We start from the raw sequence: 17,827 nt of genomic DNA, 5'->3' as shown, positions 1-17,827 counted from the left end.
ACCATGGCAAATATGTATTCGCAGGTTCACCTACATTTCATTTTTGCGCCAAAATACCGGCAAGCCCTGATCAGACCGGATTGGGAAATCGGATTGTACAAATACATAACGGGCATCGTAGAGGCCCGTAAGCACAAAATGATCGCTATCAATGGCATGAGCGATCATTTGCACATGCTCGTTGGATTCCGCACCCACCAGTCGATCGCAGATTTGATGCAGGATGTCAAAGCGGATTCATCGCAATGGATCAACGTAAATCGGTTTTGTGCAAGCCGGTTCGAATGGCAATCGGGATATGGGGTGTTTTCTTATTCCAAATCACAAGTTCCCGACGTTATCCGTTACATTCAAACACAGAAAGAACATCATCGAAAAATGACGTTTCAGGAAGAGTATCAGGCATTTTTGGAAAAGTTTGAAGTGAAGTTTGATGAGCGGTATGTTTTCAAAATGCCGGAATAACGAAATCGCGTAACCTGGCCGGCAATGCGTTGCTGTTACATGCCCAAGGGCATTATGTACCAGGTTGCGGCTTTCTACCAGTATTACATGCCTGACGGCATTGCTGCTATCATCATAACCGCATCGCCGAACATCAGATACAAATCGCGTTAGCGAAGTAATATCGGTAGCAGTAATGACAAATGATTTCGGGAATCCCGTCAGGGATGCAACAAGAATGCATAGGCGTTAGGCTGTCGTTACATGCCCAAGGGCATTTACCAACTGGGTTACGGCTATCTGCTACCAATATTTCATGCCTGACGGCATTCCTGCTATCATCATAACCGCATCGCCGAACGCTAGATACAAATCGCGTAGCGATGTAATATCGGTAGCAATGATAAAGTGACCAATGCTTCCGTAAATCCCGTCAGGGATGAAACAACAATGCGTCGGCATCACGCTGTCGTTACATGCCCAAGGGCATTTTACCAATTGGATTACGGCTATCTGCTACCAATATTTCATGCCTGACGGCATTGCTAATATCATCATAACCGCATCGCCGAAGATCAGATGCAAATCGCGTTAGCGATATAATATCGGTAGCAATTGTGAATCGCAAACGATTTCGTAAATCCCGTCAGGGATGAAACAACAATGCGTCGGCATCACGCTGTCGTTACATGCCCAAGGGCATTTTACCAATTGGATTACGGCTATCTGCTACCAATATTTCATGCCTGACGGCATTGCTGCTATCATCATAACCGCATCGCCAAACGCTAGATACAAATCGCGTAGCGATGTAATATCGGTAGCAATGATAAAGTGCCTAATGCTTCCGTAAATCCCGTCAGGGATGAAACAACAATGCGTCAGCATTACACTGTCGTTACATGCCCAAGGGCATTTTAACAAGTCGGTTATGGCTATCTGCTACCAATATTTCATGCCTGACGGCATTGCTGCTATCGTAATAACCGCATCGCCGAACATCAGATACAAATCGCGTTAGCGATGTAATATCGGTAGCAACGATAAAGTGCCCAATGCTTCCGTAAATCCGTCAGGGATGAAACAACAATGCGTTGGCAACGCATATTGTTTCATCTTTGCAAAAACATCAATACCCAAATGAAAATTTCCATCATTGTAGCCGCCGCCGAAAATGGCGCGATTGGCAGGGATAATCAGCTTCTCTGGCGCTTGTCCGACGACCTCAAACGGTTTAAACAACTCACCTTAGGCCACCCGATGATCATGGGCCGGAAAACGTTCGAATCCATCGGGAAACCGTTGCCCGGCAGGACGTCGATCGTCATTACGCGGAATGCGAATTTCGCGTTCGATGGCGTGGTGGTGGTGCATTCCCTCGACGAGGCGCTTGAAAAGGCAAAAGAAATTGACAGTCAAGAAGTTTGTATTGTCGGCGGAGGGGAAATTTATGAGCAGTCGCAGGCCATTGCCACGCATATTTACCTTACCAAAGTGCACACGTCCGTAGTGGGCGATACCTTCTTTTCAATCCGCGAACCGGAGGCCTGGACGGAAACCGAACGCATCAGTCATGAGCCTGACGAACGTCATATTTTTCCGTTTGAATTCATAAATTATATTAAAAAAGCTGATAAATAAGTACTTTTGTAGCTCGTAACCCATAGTGACTCAATGAAAGTATAAGAGTAGAATGCAAGTAGAAGTTGAAACCCTTACCATTGAACTAAGCACCGTTCCATCTGATGACCGCCCGGTATTCATCACCGGGAATTTCTGCAAATGGCTTCCCGATCTGGAAGAATACCGCATGACAATGGTGAGCCCCGGACATTATCGCTACCAGTTCCAGGATGATGCCGATCTACCCGATCCCATCGAATATAAATACACCCGCGGCGGCTGGAACCAGGTGGAACTGGACCGTGCCGGCCGACCTTATGCCAACCGTTTCATCAAAGCCGGGGAAACCCTCATCCGGGACAGCGTGATCCGCTGGCAAACCGACCTCCTGGCCAAATCAGACGTATCGCCGATCATTGAAACTGTTTCGGAACACTTTGAGATCGCGCAGTTCAGCAAAACCCGCCGCGTGCGCGTGCTGCTGCCGCATGAATATTACGACAATCCCGACCAGCGCTTTCCGGTGCTGTACATGACCGACGGCCAGAATCTTTTCGGAGAAGGGTCTGAATATGGCAACTGGGAAATCGACCAAAGCCTTGCAAAACTTGCCAGAATCGGCAGAGCGGGCGTTATCGTGGTGGCGCTGGACCACGGTGAAGAAGACCGCATTCAGGAACTATCGCCTTACGACAATCCGAAGCTGGGCAAGGGCCACGGTGCCAAATTCCTGCAATTTATCGCCGGCCCCCTGAAAACGCATATCGACGCGAAATACCGCACCAAAACCGACCGGCTCAATACGGGCATTGGCGGAAGCTCGGTAGGTGGGCTGCTGGCCGCTTACGCCGCGCTGATGTTCCCGCAGACATTCGGTAAATTCCTCGTGTTTTCACCAGCGCTGTGGATTTCAGAAAAAGTGTATTTCGACGCCATCCATTTCTTCGAGCCGTTTGAAACGCGCATTTACCTCTATGCCGGCGGCAAGGAAGGCGCCCATATGATCCCGAACGTCAACAAACTCAAAGAAACGCTCGAAACCCAAAGCTTCGGTTACAGCCGCGTCAAAATCAAATCATCCGTCGACGCCAAAGGCGAACACGAAGAAAAGCAATGGAGCAAAGAATTTCCGAAGGCTTTTGAATGGTTGTTTTTTGAATAAAAGGAAGAATGGGAAGAAATAGCGAAAAGGGAGTTCGGAAGTAATGGAGTTTGAAGCTTTGGATGAAACAATGCAAAAGGACGAAAAAACATGGCCTGGCGGGCCATCCTGTTTATAGCAATCCAAATACGACCCACGTTCTGGCTCCGTAGGAGCCGCCTAATCAATGCGCAGGAGGCCCCTCCGGGGCCAGCCGCTAAATCGGCATTCGATTGCTACAAACAGGTAGCCACTCTGTGGCTTCTTATTTCATTCCAAACGCGCCGCTACCCTTCCTTCCGTTTCCCCCCTTCCATTTTTCAAAGTATATATTGACTCAAATCCCTATTTTTCACCAGTGCGGATAGCTTTTGCTCTACCATTTCGGCGGTGATGGTGATTTGCGAGCCGTCGCCGATCATGTCGGGGATGTCGAACATGAAGTCGTTGAGGAGTGAGCTCATGACAGTTTGCAGGCGGCGGGCACCGATGTTTTCTACTTCGCTATTGACCTCGAATGCAATGCGGGCGATTTCGCGCAGCGCGCCGTCTTCGAAATCCAGCTCCACGCCTTCCGCTTCCATCATCGCACCATATTGCTTCGTCAATGCATTTTTAGGCGCTTTCAGGATTTGGTAAAAATCACCTTCCGTCAGGCTGTTAAGCTCCACACGGATCGGGAAGCGGCCTTGAAGTTCCGGGATGAGGTCGGATGGCTTCGACACGTGGAATGCGCCTGCGGCGATGAACAGGATGTGGTCAGTCTGGATCACACCGTGTTTGGTATTCACGGAGCTTCCTTCCACGATTGGGAGCAAATCGCGCTGCACGCCTTCGCGGCTCACATCGGGACCGCTTCCGCCGGAACGGCTGGATGCGACCTTGTCGATCTCGTCAATGAAAATGATACCGAGATTTTCCGCCTTTTTGATGGCTTCCAGCTTCACCTCGTCCATATCGATCAGTTTCGACGCCTCTTCGTCCAGCAGCAACTTACGCGCTTCTTCCACGGTCACTTTGCGCTTTTTACCACGGCGCGGCATCATATTGCCGATCATTTCCTGGATATTCATCATAGAAACGTCGTCCACGGCACCGCCTATCATGCCTACATTTGGCATTTGGTTCTGTTGTACTTCGATTTCAATTTTGCGGCTGTCGAGTTCGCCATTGCGGATTTTCTCGCGGAAACGCTCGCGCGTGCGCTGGTTCAGTTCGGCATCGCTCTGAGGCATTTCTTCGGAGCCATTGTCGGGCAAAGGCCTTGTGCCGCCTGAGCCGTGTACGGGCGGGATCAATGCATCAAGGATAATGTCTTCCACGGCCTGTTCCGCCTTGATTTTCACTTCTTCCTTTTTCTGCGTGCGTACCATGCCTACGGCCTGCTCCACCAGGTCGCGGACCATGCTTTCGACGTCGCGGCCCACATACCCAACTTCCGTAAATTTCGATGCTTCCACTTTTACGAACGGCGCGTCCGCGATTTTGGCAAGCCGGCGGGCAATTTCGGTTTTACCTACGCCCGTGGCGCCGATCATCAGTATGTTATTCGGGATAATTTCCCGCTGAATGTCCTCCGGACTGTTCATTCGCCTCCACCGGTTCCGCAGCGCGATCGCGACGTTGCGCTTTGCGTCATTTTGTCCGATGATATATTGGTCAAGCTCGAAAACGATCTGACGCGGTGTTAGGCGGTTAAGGTGTTCTGTCATTTTGGATTGATCTGGATTCAAAACTCATTCACCGCACCGGGTTGTAAGACAGCCCCGTGCGCGGATTTAGAATTCATGTGATATAATTTCGGGAAGGCTGTCTGCAGCCTTCGTTCGTTAACGTTAAAAAGAACTATGCCGGTACAAAATGGCAGGAAACGTACCGTTGGGAAATCTTTGACGCCTTTACTTTTTGTTCTCTGCCCTTCGATTACTTTTGTCCCTGCATTTATAATACCGAAACCAATATAAAAAAGAATTGTCCCTGACATGAAAAAACTCCTGACCTGCCTTTTTACCATTATTGCCGCCATGCAATTATCCTACGGGCAAGGTACCGCAAATCTGGTCGATTACGTGAACCCGCTGATGGGCACCCAGTCCAAATTCAGCTTATCTGCCGGTAACACTTATCCGGCCATCGCCCTGCCCTGGGGAATGAACTTCTGGATGCCGCAAACCGGCAAAATGGGCGACGGATGGGCTTATATGTACGACGCCGAAAAGATCCGTGGCTTCAAGCAAACGCACCAGCCGAGCCCGTGGATCAACGATTACGGCCAGTTTGCCATTATGCCCGTCACCGGCAAGCTGAAAATCGACGAGGAAAGCCGCGCGAGCTGGTTCTCCCACAAGGCCGAAACAGCAAAACCGCATTATTACAAGGTATACCTGGCCGACCACGACATTACCACCGAAATCACACCAACCGAGCGCGCCGCTCAGTTCCGCATTACTTTCCCGCAGGCGGACACTTCCTACGTGCTTGTGGACGCATTTGACAAAGGTTCGTATGTGAAAGTTCTGCCGAAAGAGCGTAAAATCATCGGTTACACCACGAAAAACAGTGGCGGTGTGCCGGCCAATTTCAAGAATTATTTTGTTTTGGTTTTTGATAAACCCTTCACATTCTCGTCTGCATTCCACGGAAAGACGCTCGCCAAAGACACGCTCGAACTGAGCGCAGCGCATGCAGGTGCAGTGGTTGGGTTTAAAACCAAAAGAGGCGAGCAGGTCGGTATCAAGGTAGCCTCTTCGTTCATCAGCCCCGAACAAGCCGAGCTGAACCTGCAACGCGAGCTGGGCAACGACTCGTTCGATGCAACGATGAAAAAAGGCGAACAGGCCTGGAACACGGAGCTTTCGCGCATTAAAGTAGAAGGCGACAACATCGACCAGATCCGCACATTTTACTCGTGCCTTTACCGCGTGCTGTTATTCCCGAGGAAGTTTTTTGAAATGGACAAGGCCAACAAGGTCGTGCATTACAGCCCTTACAATGGCGAGGTGCGCCCCGGCTACATGTTTACCGACAATGGCTTCTGGGATACATTCCGCGCCGTGTTCCCGTTCTTCACGCTCATGTACCCGACCCTGAACGGGCAGATCATGGAAGGCCTCGCCAATGCATACGACGAAAGCGGCTTCCTCCCCGAATGGGCCAGCCCCGGCCACCGCGATTGTATGATCGGCTCGAACTCGGCCTCGCTGATCGCCGATTCGTACATTAAAGGCATCCGCGGTTATGACATTAACAAACTGTACGAAGCCATACTGAAAAACACCGAGAATGCAGGCCCAGTAAGCTCGGTAGGGCGTTTCGGGCATGAATATTATAATGAGCTGGGTTATGTTCCTTATGATGTAAAAATCAATGAGAATGCCGCGCGGACGCTGGAATATGCCTATGCCGATTTCTGTATTGCCCAACTGGCGAAAGAGCTGAAAAAGCCGCAATCGGAAGTGGATTTGTATTTGAAAAGAAGCCAAAACTACAAAAACCTCTTCGACCCGGAAACGAAATGGATGCGCGGCAAAAACAAGGACGGCAAGTTCCAGACGCCATTTAATCCTTTCAAATGGGGCGATGCATTTACCGAGGGGAACAGCATTCACTACACCTGGTCGGTGTTCCAGGATGTGAAAGGGCTGATCAACCTCGTAGGCGGCCGTGAGGCTTTTGTAAAAAAACTCGATACGGTGTTTACATTGCCGCCGGTATTCGACGACAGCTATTACGGCTTCCCGATCCACGAAATCCGCGAAATGCAGATCATGAACATGGGTAACTATGCGCACGGCAACCAGCCGATCCAGCATATGATTTACCTGTACAACTACGCCGGCGCCCCCGACAAAGCCCAATACTGGACGCGCCAGGTTATGAAAAGGCTGTATCAGCCCACACCCGACGGCTATTGCGGCGACGAGGACAACGGTCAGACCTCGGCCTGGTACGTGTTTTCATCCCTCGGCTTCTACCCCGTCACACCCGGCACCACGCAGTATGTGATCGGCTCGCCATTATTCAAAAAAGCGACGCTCACGATGGAAGACGGCAAGAAATTCACCATCGAAGCGCCGGCGAGCAGCGATACCAATTTGTACATTAAAGGCGCTAAACTGAACGGCAAGTCGTACGACAAAACTTACCTCGAACACAGCGACATCCAGAAAGGCGGAACCGTACAATTCGACCTCACCGACAAGGCTTCCAACAACTGGGGAACCAAGCCGGAAGCGGCGCCGTTCTCGCTGACCAAATAACACCGACACCGGCCGGGAGCCTCGTCTTCCGGCCGTCGAATGCCTCTTCGGAGCCCGACTTTTCTAATAATGAGTAAATGCTTTTGAAGATGATTGCTTAATATTGATCAAAACTTGGGCTTTTTACCGAAGCCGTTACCTTTACTATCCATTGCACAGACCATTATTCACCGTTGATCTATGAACCCCAACATTTCTAAGCTCAAAAAATACCTCCCCGTCGCATTGGGCGGTATGTTGCTCACCGCTTCGATCGGGCTGATGAGCAACAGCTCGTCGGACGATAAACGCGATTCGAAAGCATTCTCTGAAGCCAGTTTCAAGGTTGATACCGTGGCTACCGGCCTCAGCATGCCCTGGGCATCTGCATTGCTGCCCGGCGGCGAGCTGCTCGTAACCGAGCGCGGCGGCAAATTGCGCATTGTCAGAAACGGCAAGCTCGATGCCCAGGAAGTTACCGGCATTCCCGAAGTTTGGTACAAAGGACAAGGCGGTTTGCTGGATATCGCACTCCACCCCGACTATAAATCCAACGGCTGGATCTACATCAGCTACTCTTCTCCTAAAAAGGAAGGCGAAGAAGGTGACGACGGCGGCGCCAACACCGCATTAATGCGCGCTAAACTGAAAGGCAACGCATTGACCGACATTCAGCACCTTTTCAAGGCTATCCCGAATGTAAAAGGCAATGTCCACTTCGGCGGCCGCATTGTTTTCGACAAAAAAGGCTATGTGTTCCTGTCGCTCGGCGAGCGCGGGCAGAAAGAAAACTCGCAAAACCTCGGCCGCGACCAGGGCAAAGTAGTAAGGCTGCATGAAGATGGTAAAATCCCTTCCGACAACCCGTTTGTGAAAACAGCCGGCGCAAGACCGGAAATCTGGACCTACGGACACCGTAACCCGCAAGGCCTGATCATCAACCCGGCTACGGGCGTGATCTGGGAGCACGAGCACGGCCCGCAGGGCGGCGATGAGCTCAATATCATCGAAAAAGGTAAAAATTACGGCTGGCCGCTGATCACCTACGGAATCGACTACGACAATAGCATCATTTCAAAAGATACCGCGAAGGCTGGCCTTGAACAACCGGTTATCTACTGGAAACCGTCTATCGCGCCTTGCGGCATGACATTCCTGAGCAACGACAAATACAAGGACTGGAAAGGCGACCTCCTGGTAGGCTCGCTGAAATTCATGTACCTGCAACACCTCACCGTGCGCGGCAATAAGGTGACCAAGCGTGAGGTGATTTTCGATAAGATCGGTCGCGTGCGTGACGTGCGCATGGGCTCGGACGGCAATGTGTACGTGGTATTGGAAAACTCGGGCAAAGTGGTGCGCCTGACGCCTAAAGGCTGATTAAAGTAGTTCATTAATGGTGCGAAGCGTGCTTTGTACCGAATATCGGAGGCCTTTGGCCGGTTTCGCACAAAACGGCCGGCCGGGGCCTCCGAATAATATCAGACGATCGGCAAATGGCCGGCGTGTACCCGGGAGCCCCATCTTCCACTCAAAATTTTCACCATGAAACTATTACTCACAATACTTTCGGCAGCGACTTTCTATGCTGCGATCCCGGCTGTGCAGGACGATGAGCTTGCCAAAAGCATCGAGCGGGGCAAGATGGTTTATTCCGAAAACTGCATTACCTGCCATATGGGCACAGGTGAAGGTGTAACTGCCACGTTTCCACCGCTCGCAAAGTCGGATTACCTCATGAAAACGCCCGAAAATGCGATCCGGGCGGTTAAATTCGGGTTGGCGGGCAAAATCACCGTCAATGGCGTGGAGTACGACAACATGATGCCGAACCCCGGCCTGGGCAACGATGAAATTGCCGATGTGATGAATTACATCATGAATTCCTGGGGCAACTCGTCCGAAAAGAAAATGATTACCGAGAAAATGGTGGAGGAAGTAAAGGAGAAGAAATAGGCTTCCGAACCCTGATCTGGCCGCATTGTCTGAATGGACAATGCGGCTTTTTTAATGGCCTAAATTAGTGAATAAGTGGTCGTTAGATACTATTTTAAATAAATCTAAATAAAACCTTGCCTCATAAAATTTCCCGACTGATATTTGCGGCTCGTTAACTATTTAGTCCAATTTTAAATAAAATGAAAAACTTTTATATTTTAATCCTAGTCCTGCTGACGAGCGTGTCCGCATTCGCGCAAAACGGCAGAATATCAGGACAGATACTGAGCTCGGATGGGCAACCGGCAGAGCAGGTTTCGGTGGGAATTAAAGGAACCGCTCGTGGTGCGATCTCCGACAATCAAGGAAAATTCACAATTGAAAGGGTAAAACCTGGCACCTACACTCTACTCGTAAGCTTTGTAGGCGTGGCCACGCAGGAGAAGGAAGTTTCTGTCGCTGCGGGCGAAACGGTGAACGTTTCCTTCACACTCTCCGAAAATGCGAACGAATTGCAGGAAGTGATCGTAAAGAGCGGTACCAGCTACAAATCGGACCAGTTTTCATCCAGCATGAAACTCCTCACACCCATTCTGGAAACTCCTCAGAACGTACAGGTTGTAACATCCAAAGTACTCGCCGACCAGCAGATCATCAGCATGAGCGACGGACTGATTCGCAACGTGAGCGGCGCCGTTCGTCTGGAACACTGGGGCGATATGTATGCCAATATCAGCATGCGCGGCTCGCAAATCCAGGCTTTCCGCAACGGTTTCAATGTGGTAAACTCCTACTGGGGCCCGCTGACAGAAGATATGAGCTTCGTGGACCATATTGAATTCGTGAAAGGCCCGGCAGGTTTTATGCTGGCCAACGGCGATCCGAGCGGATTGTATAACGTGGTTACCAAAAAGCCGACCGGCCAGGATAAAGGTGAGGTGGCATTCAGTGTGGGCAGCTTCGGCCTATACCGCGCCACCCTCGACCTCGACGGCAAACTGAGCAAGGATAGCAAATTCCTTTACCGCCTCAATGTGGCGGCACAGAACAAAGGCTCTTTCCGCCCCTTTGAATACAACAACCGTTACAGCATCGCGCCGGTGGTGTCTTACCAAATCGACGAAAAGACCAAACTGACGGCCGAATACACATTGCAATACGCGAAAATGTCGAACGTAGGGTCGTTCTACGTGTTCTCGCCGGATGGCTACGCCACATTGCCGCGTGATTTCACCACGATGCCTCAGGGCCTGGCTCCTACCAAGATCAACGACCACAGTGTGTTCGTGAACTTGCAGCACCAGATTAATTCAGACTGGAAATTGACTGCGCAAGTGGGTTATTTCAATTACCAACTGGCAGGCAGCAGCATGTGGCCGGATTCTATCAAACCGAGCGGACTAATGTACCGCGGCGTAGGCCTTTGGGATGCAAAAAGTGAAATGACGCTTGGCCAGGTGTTTGTTAACGGTGACGTGAAAACCGGCGCTGTGCGGCACCGCATTCTCGGCGGAATCGATCTGGGTAGCAAAAACTACTTCGCCGACTGGTCGCAATCCTACGCGCTGGACTCAGCCGGTGCCGAATTTGATCCGAAAAATCCTTACTACGGCACGCCGGTAATGGGTTTCCCGGTATTTGATCGCGCTATGAACCTCGAATCCCGTGCAGCGGCAGGCGGCGGCTTGCAGAACCAGGATTATACAGGCCTATACCTGCAAGACGAACTCGGCTTCCTGGATAACCGTATCCGTCTGACATTGGCTGGTCGGTATACCTACGTGAAACAATCGGCATACGGAGGCCCGAACGACGAGGCCAAACATTTCACGCCGCGCGTTGGATTGAGCGTTTCGCTGACTAAAAACACTTCATTATATGCATTGTACGACCAGGCATTCATCCCCCAATCGGGCCGTTTGAAGAACGGTGGTTCCGTAAAACCCATCACGGGTAACAACACCGAGTTTGGTGTGAAACGCGACTGGGCGGAAGGCCGCTGGAATACAACGCTGGCATTCTACCGGATTTTGAAAAATAATGAGCTCACAGGCGATCCTGAGAGCCAAGCGTCTGGGCTGAGCATTGTGCTGGGCCAGAAAAGGGCCCAGGGTGTGGAATTCGACCTTCGCGGTACGATCATTAATGGCCTGAACCTTACTGCTAACTATGCCTACACCATCGCCGAAGTGACGAAGCTTGCCGAAGGTATCACAGACATGAAAGTGGGCGACCTGGTTCCGGGTTATGCCAAACATACTACCAATGCATGGCTGAGCTATAAAGTGCAGCACGGTTCGTTGAAAAACGCCGGTATTTCCGCAGGTTTCACATACCTCGCCGGCCGCGCCACCACCAACTGGTCGACCACGAACACTGCCCTCAACCAACCCGATTATTTCAAACTGGACGGTGGGGTTTTCTGGGAGAAAAACAATATCCGCCTCACTGCGAACGTGTTCAACATCCTGGACAAATACCTGTATAGCGGCGGTTACTACGATTGGTTGAAAGCCTACTACTGGCAGGCAGATCCTCCGAGAAACTATCGTTTGAGCGTTACCTATAAGTTTTAACAGCTAGTTGATCAAATGCAAAAAGGCTTCCAATCGGAAGCCTTTTTTGTGCGTTAATGGTATTTGATGTTACACGGCGTGGGCCAGCATTAACTGGGCGCCTTTGGCAAATTTCTGTGACAGAGCGTCGTATTGTTCGTGCACCTTCTTTTCGGGGTCGAACTCCTTTCCTACCTGTGTGAATGCGGTGAGTTCGGAGAAATTTTTGGCCAGTCCCAAGGCTTTCAGGCCCATCATGGCTGCTCCTACGGCTCCTGTCTCGACGGTTTCGTTGAGCTTCACCGCCTTCCCGAACACATCCGAGAGCATTTGCACCCAGGTAGCGCTCCGCGCGAAGCCGCCATTGGCATATATGGTATCGATTTCCTGCATCTCCATGAGCACCTTGCCAATGCCGAACAAATTAAGCAGAATGCCTTCCATCACCGCCCTCGCAAAATGTGCACGCGTGTGGGTGATGTCCAGGCCGGAGAATCCCCCGCGGACGGACGAGCTCCACAGCGGCGCACGCTCGCCCAGGAGGTAAGGATAGAATAATAGCCCTTCCGCTCCCGGTTTAATGCCTTCCGCTTCCTTGAAAACCGCCTCATACTCCTCCTTTGGGAAAAAAGTGTTCATGAGCCATTCGAAAATCACTGCGCCGTTGTTCGACGGGCCGCCGACGATGTAGGTTTTCTCGTCGAGTACATAGCAGAACGTTTGCATCAGCGGGTCCGAGTAAGGTTTGCCGGAACAAATCCGCACCGCCGCGCTCGTCCCGATCGTCACCGCCATAGAGCCTGTTCGGATGGCCCCGCTGCCCAGGTTGGCCAGGCAGCCGTCGCTCGCGCCCATAATGAGCGGAATGCCTTCGGGCAACCCGGCGGCATTGCTTTCGGGCAATTTTACAATGTGATAAGGCGAAACGGCTTTGGGCAGTTTTTCAACTTTTAATCCCAGTTTCTTCAAAGTGTAGGCGTCCCATTGCAACTCGCGGATATTGAACATCCCCGTGGCCGAAGCGATGGAATAATCGACGAGAAATTCGCCCGTAAGCCGGTATACGATGTATTCTTTAACACCCACAAAGCGGGCGGTTTTGCGGTAGAGTTCAGGCTCGTTCTTCTTCATCCACAACAACTTGCACACGGGCGTCATGGCATGAATGGGCGTGCCGTTGTTGTTGTAGATCTTCTTGCCGACCTGCGATGCCCTCAGCTTCGTAGCGACGTCGGCGCTGCGGTTATCGGCCCAGATGATCAGGTTGGTGAGCTGCTTGCCGTCCTTATCCAGCGCCAGCACCCCGTGCATGGCGGCGCTGAAACTGATCCCGACCGGGTCACCTTCGGCCTTGCATTCGGAAATCACTGTTTTCAACGTCTTGCCGGCCGCCTGAAAAATCTCTTCCGGGTCTTGTTCACTCCAATCCGGCTGCGGATGATTCATTTCATAGCTTTCACTATGCGAGGCGAGTATTTCGCCGGAAATAGTATCGAAAGCAACTGATTTGACGTTCGTTGTGCCGATATCACAACCGATAATATAGGGCATTGGAAATTGTTTTAGAGGCAAAAATCGCATTCCCGCGCCGGAGAATGGCGACCTGTGATTACTGAAACAAAAGTATGGATTTTGGGATTGATTTATTATTTTCGCAGCATCGAAAGCTATTAATTCATTCCGAATATGTCTGAAACATCACATACCGAATCCACATCGCTGCCAAGTTTCGCTTACATTGCAGCGTTCATTATCCTTTTCATCCTCCTGGCAGTATTTGGCGATCTGTTCACATTCATCCTCGGAACCATCGGTCTGGTTGTGACTTTCGCAGCATTTTACAGAGATAAAAGCCACGACGATCACCATTGATTTTGCGCCCGCAAGGGCTTTTTATATTTACCGAACGGCCAGCTCAGGAAGGGTTTTAACAACTTCCCAATCGAGTTGGCCGTTTGCTTTGTTTACCGTCCAGCTCTCTTCCATTACACAGGTATCTTCGAGGTCGCGGTACTCGGCTATCAGCTTTTCATTCCGCAGCAGCAGTCTGGCAAAGCCATTGTAGCCCAGCGCGTGTCTTTTGATCTGCTTCCGCACGCGCGTATCGTAAAATTCGATCTTATGCGCTTCCCCCGCATCAGGCGGCCTCACCTCCACGGGTAGCCCGCCGTGACCGATGCAGCGGCCATAAGCCTGCGGTCCATTGCCGTTCCTGTCGAACCGGTAGGCCACCAGCCGGTGATCGTGGCCCCACATCCACACTACCGGCCGCTGCGCATCGCCCATCAGCTTTTGCAGCTGCTCGCCCGGCCGCTTGTATTCTTCCCGAAACGCCGACATGTACGGATGATGGCTCAGGAAAACAATGCCCCGGGTATCGAGCGGATCGCCCAGCTTCACGACGTCGCGCAGCCATGCAACCTGCTCTTTCCGCAAATGGCAATCCGGCGGCGACAGGATTTCGAAAAACGGCCTTCCTACCGATGTGTAGCCGGTATCAATCCCGATAATGCGCCAGTATTCGTTTTCGAGGCAGAAAAACCCGGCCTGCTGCGTTTTTCGCACCTCGCCCACCTGCGCGTACATAGCGGGAAGCAGGTGTTGAAAAAACGCATTGCCATTGGAATACATCTCATGATTACCCGACAATGCAAGGCTGCCCGAAGCGCCGTAATACCACGATGCATAAGGCGCCGTGAAATTCTCTTCGATTTCCTTCGGCGTGCCTACAAAGTAAATATCGCCCATGTGAATGGTGTAGTCGGGTGCATGCCTGGAAACGAGATTAGCCACGGCATCGGATTCGGCCGTATCGCTGGCCCAATCCGAAAGCAATGCAATGCTGATCTCCTCCCTCGCCGCGATCGACGATTGCAAGGGATAAATGCCGGTGTCGCCATTGCGCGGGTAGGCCTGGTAAGGATGCCTCGCCCCGAAACGGCTCCGCAGGTAATGCCAGGCAAAGCCGATGAGATTGGTTTTGAAAAATTCGGAGATGACGTTGGTGACCGACGACGTTTGCTGCACGCGTTTTTCGTACAGTTCCAACTGGGTTTTGGCATGGTTCTCGGCTTCGCTGTGGCCAAGGTCGAGGTATTTCTGGGCGCGTTCTTCGGGGTTTTCGGGCATATCAGCAGGATTAGTGCATGGTATGGGTGTTAATTAAAACAATATGCCACACAAGGGCAACGATCGTGCCTGATTTTCTTGAAAAGCAAATTGAAATATGTAACCCATTGATACATAATCGTTTCTTTAAATATTCCCGCACATATTGACAATCGTAATCCTTCCCGCTACCTTTCGCGAAAATTAATCAACCACCAAACAAAAAAATCGGATGAGAAGAATTGCTATTATCTGTCTGTTTTTAATGGCGGGCAAAGTTGCATCCGCCCAAACGATGACCGCGAAGTACCTGGCCGACTGGGAGCGCGCGAAAGCTTACACGAAAGAATACCTTGACGCAATGCCCGAAGACGGTTATGCATTGAAACCGACCCCTGAAATCCGGTCATTTGCCCAGCAAATGGACCACCTCGGCGATGCTAATTATCTATTCGTATCGTCGGCAACAGGCAAGGCAAAACCCGAAGGCTCGCTCGAAAAAATGGCCGATCAATCCAAGGCCGCGGTCACGAAAGGGGTTTTGGAAAGTTACGATTTCGTAATTGCCGCATTGAAAGGTATGACGGACGCCGATCTGGCAAAGGATGTGAAAGTATTCGGAATGGACATGAAAGCCGGCACCGCGTTTGAGAAGGCATTCGAACACCAAACGCACCACCGCGGACAAACCACGCCGTACATCCGCATGAAAGGCGCCACTCCGCCGAAAGAGAAGTTATTCTGATGAGAACGGCCGCTTCGAAAGCGGCCGTTTTGTTATCAGCTCTGCCCCGAAACCTTACTTTTCAGGTTGTAGAGGTTCAGCGCGAAAAAGCTGTAAATCTTCATAAAAACCGGCGGGATGATGAAGTCCCTGATCACCTCTTTCCGTCGCTCGGGCGCGGGATCGGCCATTGAAAGGTATTTCACGGCATATTTGACCCTCGGCCAGTAAGTGTGGCCGTATTCCCTCGAAAACAGCATTTTGTAGTAGTACGTCGCGATATTCTTCGTGAGCCGGTCGTGGTATTGGTATTTCAACTCCTTATCAATATTGGAATACATCTCAATGCGGTTGAAAAGAAAGTCCTTCCCATAGTGATTATCCGCAAAACTGGCCCCTCCGCGCTGCTTGCGGTACACCGACATTACTTCATCAATATAACCGATCGGTCCGCGGGTTGCGAGCATGATGTTGCGGGGAATGTCGCCGCTGGTGGAGCGGTTGGTCCATTCGGGATCAGGATTTTTCGCAAAATCCTCCCGGCGGAACATCAGGCTCGACGTGGCGATGAAGCAAAGCTCGTCCTCACCGATGAGGTCGTCCACCGTAAATTCTTTTTTATTAATCCAATTGACGAGGTGCGGGGGCGCAGCATTGTCATCGTAAATCACCCTTGCATTGTGGAAACAGGCGGAGTAATGCCGGTTAGCATCCATCATTTCAACCTGCTTTTGCAGCTTATCCGGAACGAGCAGATAGTCGTCGCCGTCGAACTGCGCAATGTATTCCCCCTTCGCCGCGGCAAAGGTGGATAATGCGTTGAACTTTCCGTTGAGGCCCATGTTTTTCGGGTGTAACAAGAGCCGGATCTTATCGGGGAAGCGTTGCTGGTACTCGGTCAATATCGCACGGGTGTTGTCTTTGGAGTAATCATCCCCCACCACGATCTCGAAATCAAATGTAGTTTGCTGCATCAGGATCGAGTCCAGCATTTTCGCTACAAATTTTTCGTGGTTGTAGGTGACTACACACACGCTCACTTTTATCATAGTCACTGTATCATTGAATAAGCGGAGTCGCCGAAGGCAAATTTAGCTTAATTATCGGCAAAATTCTGTCTCCCGGCTACTTTACGGTGATTTCGGAATGCTCCTGCGGCGGTGCTCCCGCGCAGATAACCCCGATGCATGAAAATAAATTCGGTACGGCATGAAACCGGCGTCGCGATCGTTTAATTTTGGTACCGTTTCCCCATAAATGCTGACGAATGCCTGCTTCTCCTACGACCGACCCACAACCATTATTCCGCAAACCACAGATATTCAACCAATTCCCTGAACTCGTTGCCGCTGAAAGTACACGGCACGGTGGCGTAAGCACGGGCCATTACGCCTCGCTCAACCTCGGCGGCTCACAGGATTCGCCCGAGAACATCATGCAAAACAACCTGATTTTCTTCGGCGCATTGGGCATTCAGTTCGGGCAGGTTGCGAAGGCGCATCAAGTGCACGGGACCGACATTGTGACCGTCACCGAGCCCGCACGTTTTGAAGGTTTCGACGCCCTCGTCACCAATGTAACGGGCATTCAGCTGGCCGTCACCGTGGCCGATTGCACCCCGATCCTCATTTATGACCCCAAAACAGGCGCCGTGGCCGCCATTCATGCCGGCTGGCGCGGGACGGTGGGCGGAATCGTGGAAAAGACGGTGGCGGTGATGAGCGCCAACTACGGCACGAAGGCCGACGATTGCTTCGGCTATGTGGGTACTTGTATTGATGAATGCAGTTTTGAGGTCGGCGACGATGTAGCGCAGCATTTCGCGGCGCACTACAAGCGCCGGGACGATGCCACCGGCAAATTTTTCGTGGACCTGAAAGCCTCCAACCGTGACCAGCTCATACGCAGCGGCGTAAGGCCCGGGAACATCGAAGTATCGCCCTATTCAACCGTAATTCACAACCACGATTACTTCTCTCACCGCGCCGAGCGAGGCCTGACGGGCCGCCTGCTGGTGACGATAGGCCGGATACATTGACCTTATAATGCCAAACGA

14 protein-coding genes are annotated in these 17,827 nt (G+C 51.3%); 10 read left to right on the top strand and 4 right to left on the bottom strand.

The features are described 5' to 3' along the window. The first annotated feature begins 3 nt into the window (after nt 1–3). From tnpA to DFER_RS23970, 3 genes are all read left to right on the top strand, one after another. The gene (tnpA, locus tag DFER_RS23980) at nt 4–465 is read left to right on the top strand and encodes an IS200/IS605 family transposase (RefSeq protein WP_015814255.1); all 462 of its coding nucleotides are present in this window, start codon (nt 4–6) and stop codon (nt 463–465) included. 1,119 nt (nt 466–1,584) lie between these two features. Continuing rightward, the gene (locus DFER_RS23975; RefSeq protein WP_041735472.1) at nt 1,585–2,085 is read left to right on the top strand and encodes a dihydrofolate reductase; all 501 of its coding nucleotides are present in this window, start codon (nt 1,585–1,587) and stop codon (nt 2,083–2,085) included. A 52-nt stretch (nt 2,086–2,137) separates the two neighbouring features. Beyond that, nucleotides 2,138–3,229: an alpha/beta hydrolase gene (locus DFER_RS23970; RefSeq protein WP_015814252.1), complete on the top strand. Its 1,092-nt coding sequence runs from the start codon at nt 2,138–2,140 to the stop codon at nt 3,227–3,229. A gap of 299 nt (nt 3,230–3,528) precedes the next feature. Here DFER_RS23970 and hslU read toward each other — a convergent pair whose 3' ends face one another. After that, nucleotides 3,529–4,920: an ATP-dependent protease ATPase subunit HslU gene (gene hslU / locus DFER_RS23965; protein ID WP_015814251.1), complete on the bottom strand. Its 1,392-nt coding sequence runs from the start codon at nt 4,918–4,920 to the stop codon at nt 3,529–3,531. Nucleotides 4,921–5,190: 270 nt separating this feature from the next. Between hslU and DFER_RS23955 the strand changes: the two genes are divergently transcribed. The 4 genes from DFER_RS23955 (at nt 5,191) to DFER_RS23940 (ending at nt 11,960) form a co-directional block, all read left to right on the top strand. After that, nucleotides 5,191–7,467 carry a GH92 family glycosyl hydrolase gene (locus DFER_RS23955; protein ID WP_015814250.1) on the top strand — a complete coding sequence of 759 codons (2,277 nt, stop codon included), beginning with the start codon at nt 5,191–5,193 and terminating at the stop codon, nt 7,465–7,467. Nucleotides 7,468–7,647: 180 nt separating this feature from the next. Beyond that, the gene (locus DFER_RS23950) at nt 7,648–8,826 is read left to right on the top strand and encodes a PQQ-dependent sugar dehydrogenase (protein WP_015814249.1); all 1,179 of its coding nucleotides are present in this window, start codon (nt 7,648–7,650) and stop codon (nt 8,824–8,826) included. 165 nt (nt 8,827–8,991) lie between these two features. Further along, on the top strand, nt 8,992–9,402 hold the full coding sequence (locus tag DFER_RS23945) for a c-type cytochrome (protein WP_015814248.1): 411 nt from the start codon (nt 8,992–8,994) through the stop codon (nt 9,400–9,402). Between the two features lie 182 nt (nt 9,403–9,584). Beyond that, nucleotides 9,585–11,960 carry a TonB-dependent receptor gene (locus DFER_RS23940; protein WP_015814247.1) on the top strand — a complete coding sequence of 792 codons (2,376 nt, stop codon included), beginning with the start codon at nt 9,585–9,587 and terminating at the stop codon, nt 11,958–11,960. Nucleotides 11,961–12,029: 69 nt separating this feature from the next. On the opposite strand, the gene DFER_RS23935 is transcribed toward DFER_RS23940, so the two are convergent. Further along, nucleotides 12,030–13,490 (bottom strand): gluconokinase, encoded by a 1,461-nt coding sequence (locus tag DFER_RS23935; protein ID WP_015814246.1) that lies wholly within the window; start codon nt 13,488–13,490, stop codon nt 12,030–12,032. A 135-nt stretch (nt 13,491–13,625) separates the two neighbouring features. Between DFER_RS23935 and DFER_RS23930 the strand changes: the two genes are divergently transcribed. Next, the gene (locus tag DFER_RS23930) at nt 13,626–13,811 is read left to right on the top strand and encodes a hypothetical protein (RefSeq protein WP_015814245.1); all 186 of its coding nucleotides are present in this window, start codon (nt 13,626–13,628) and stop codon (nt 13,809–13,811) included. 27 nt (nt 13,812–13,838) lie between these two features. On the opposite strand, the gene DFER_RS23925 is transcribed toward DFER_RS23930, so the two are convergent. Further along, nucleotides 13,839–15,068, bottom strand: coding sequence for a metallophosphoesterase family protein (locus DFER_RS23925; protein ID WP_015814244.1), 1,230 nt, complete (start codon nt 15,066–15,068; stop codon nt 13,839–13,841). A 211-nt stretch (nt 15,069–15,279) separates the two neighbouring features. Here DFER_RS23925 and DFER_RS23920 point away from each other — a divergent pair, with 211 nt between their 5' ends. Next, nucleotides 15,280–15,792 (top strand): DinB family protein, encoded by a 513-nt coding sequence (locus DFER_RS23920; RefSeq protein ID WP_041735470.1) that lies wholly within the window; start codon nt 15,280–15,282, stop codon nt 15,790–15,792. A 35-nt stretch (nt 15,793–15,827) separates the two neighbouring features. Here the strand turns inward: DFER_RS23920 and DFER_RS23915 are convergent, their stop codons facing one another. Next, complete coding sequence (locus tag DFER_RS23915; RefSeq protein ID WP_015814242.1) at nt 15,828–16,820, bottom strand: glycosyltransferase family 2 protein; 993 nt, start codon at nt 16,818–16,820, stop codon at nt 15,828–15,830. Between the two features lie 218 nt (nt 16,821–17,038). Between DFER_RS23915 and pgeF the strand changes: the two genes are divergently transcribed. Further along, complete coding sequence (gene pgeF, locus DFER_RS23910; RefSeq protein ID WP_015814241.1) at nt 17,039–17,809, top strand: peptidoglycan editing factor PgeF; 771 nt, start codon at nt 17,039–17,041, stop codon at nt 17,807–17,809. Nucleotides 17,810–17,827: the final 18 nt, after the last annotated feature.

This window comes from Dyadobacter fermentans DSM 18053, assembly GCF_000023125.1.
In the GTDB taxonomy this organism is placed as follows: domain Bacteria; phylum Bacteroidota; class Bacteroidia; order Cytophagales; family Spirosomataceae; genus Dyadobacter; species Dyadobacter fermentans.
Note: the sequence above shows the minus strand (reverse complement) of the source record. Positions and strands in the feature narration are given on the sequence as shown.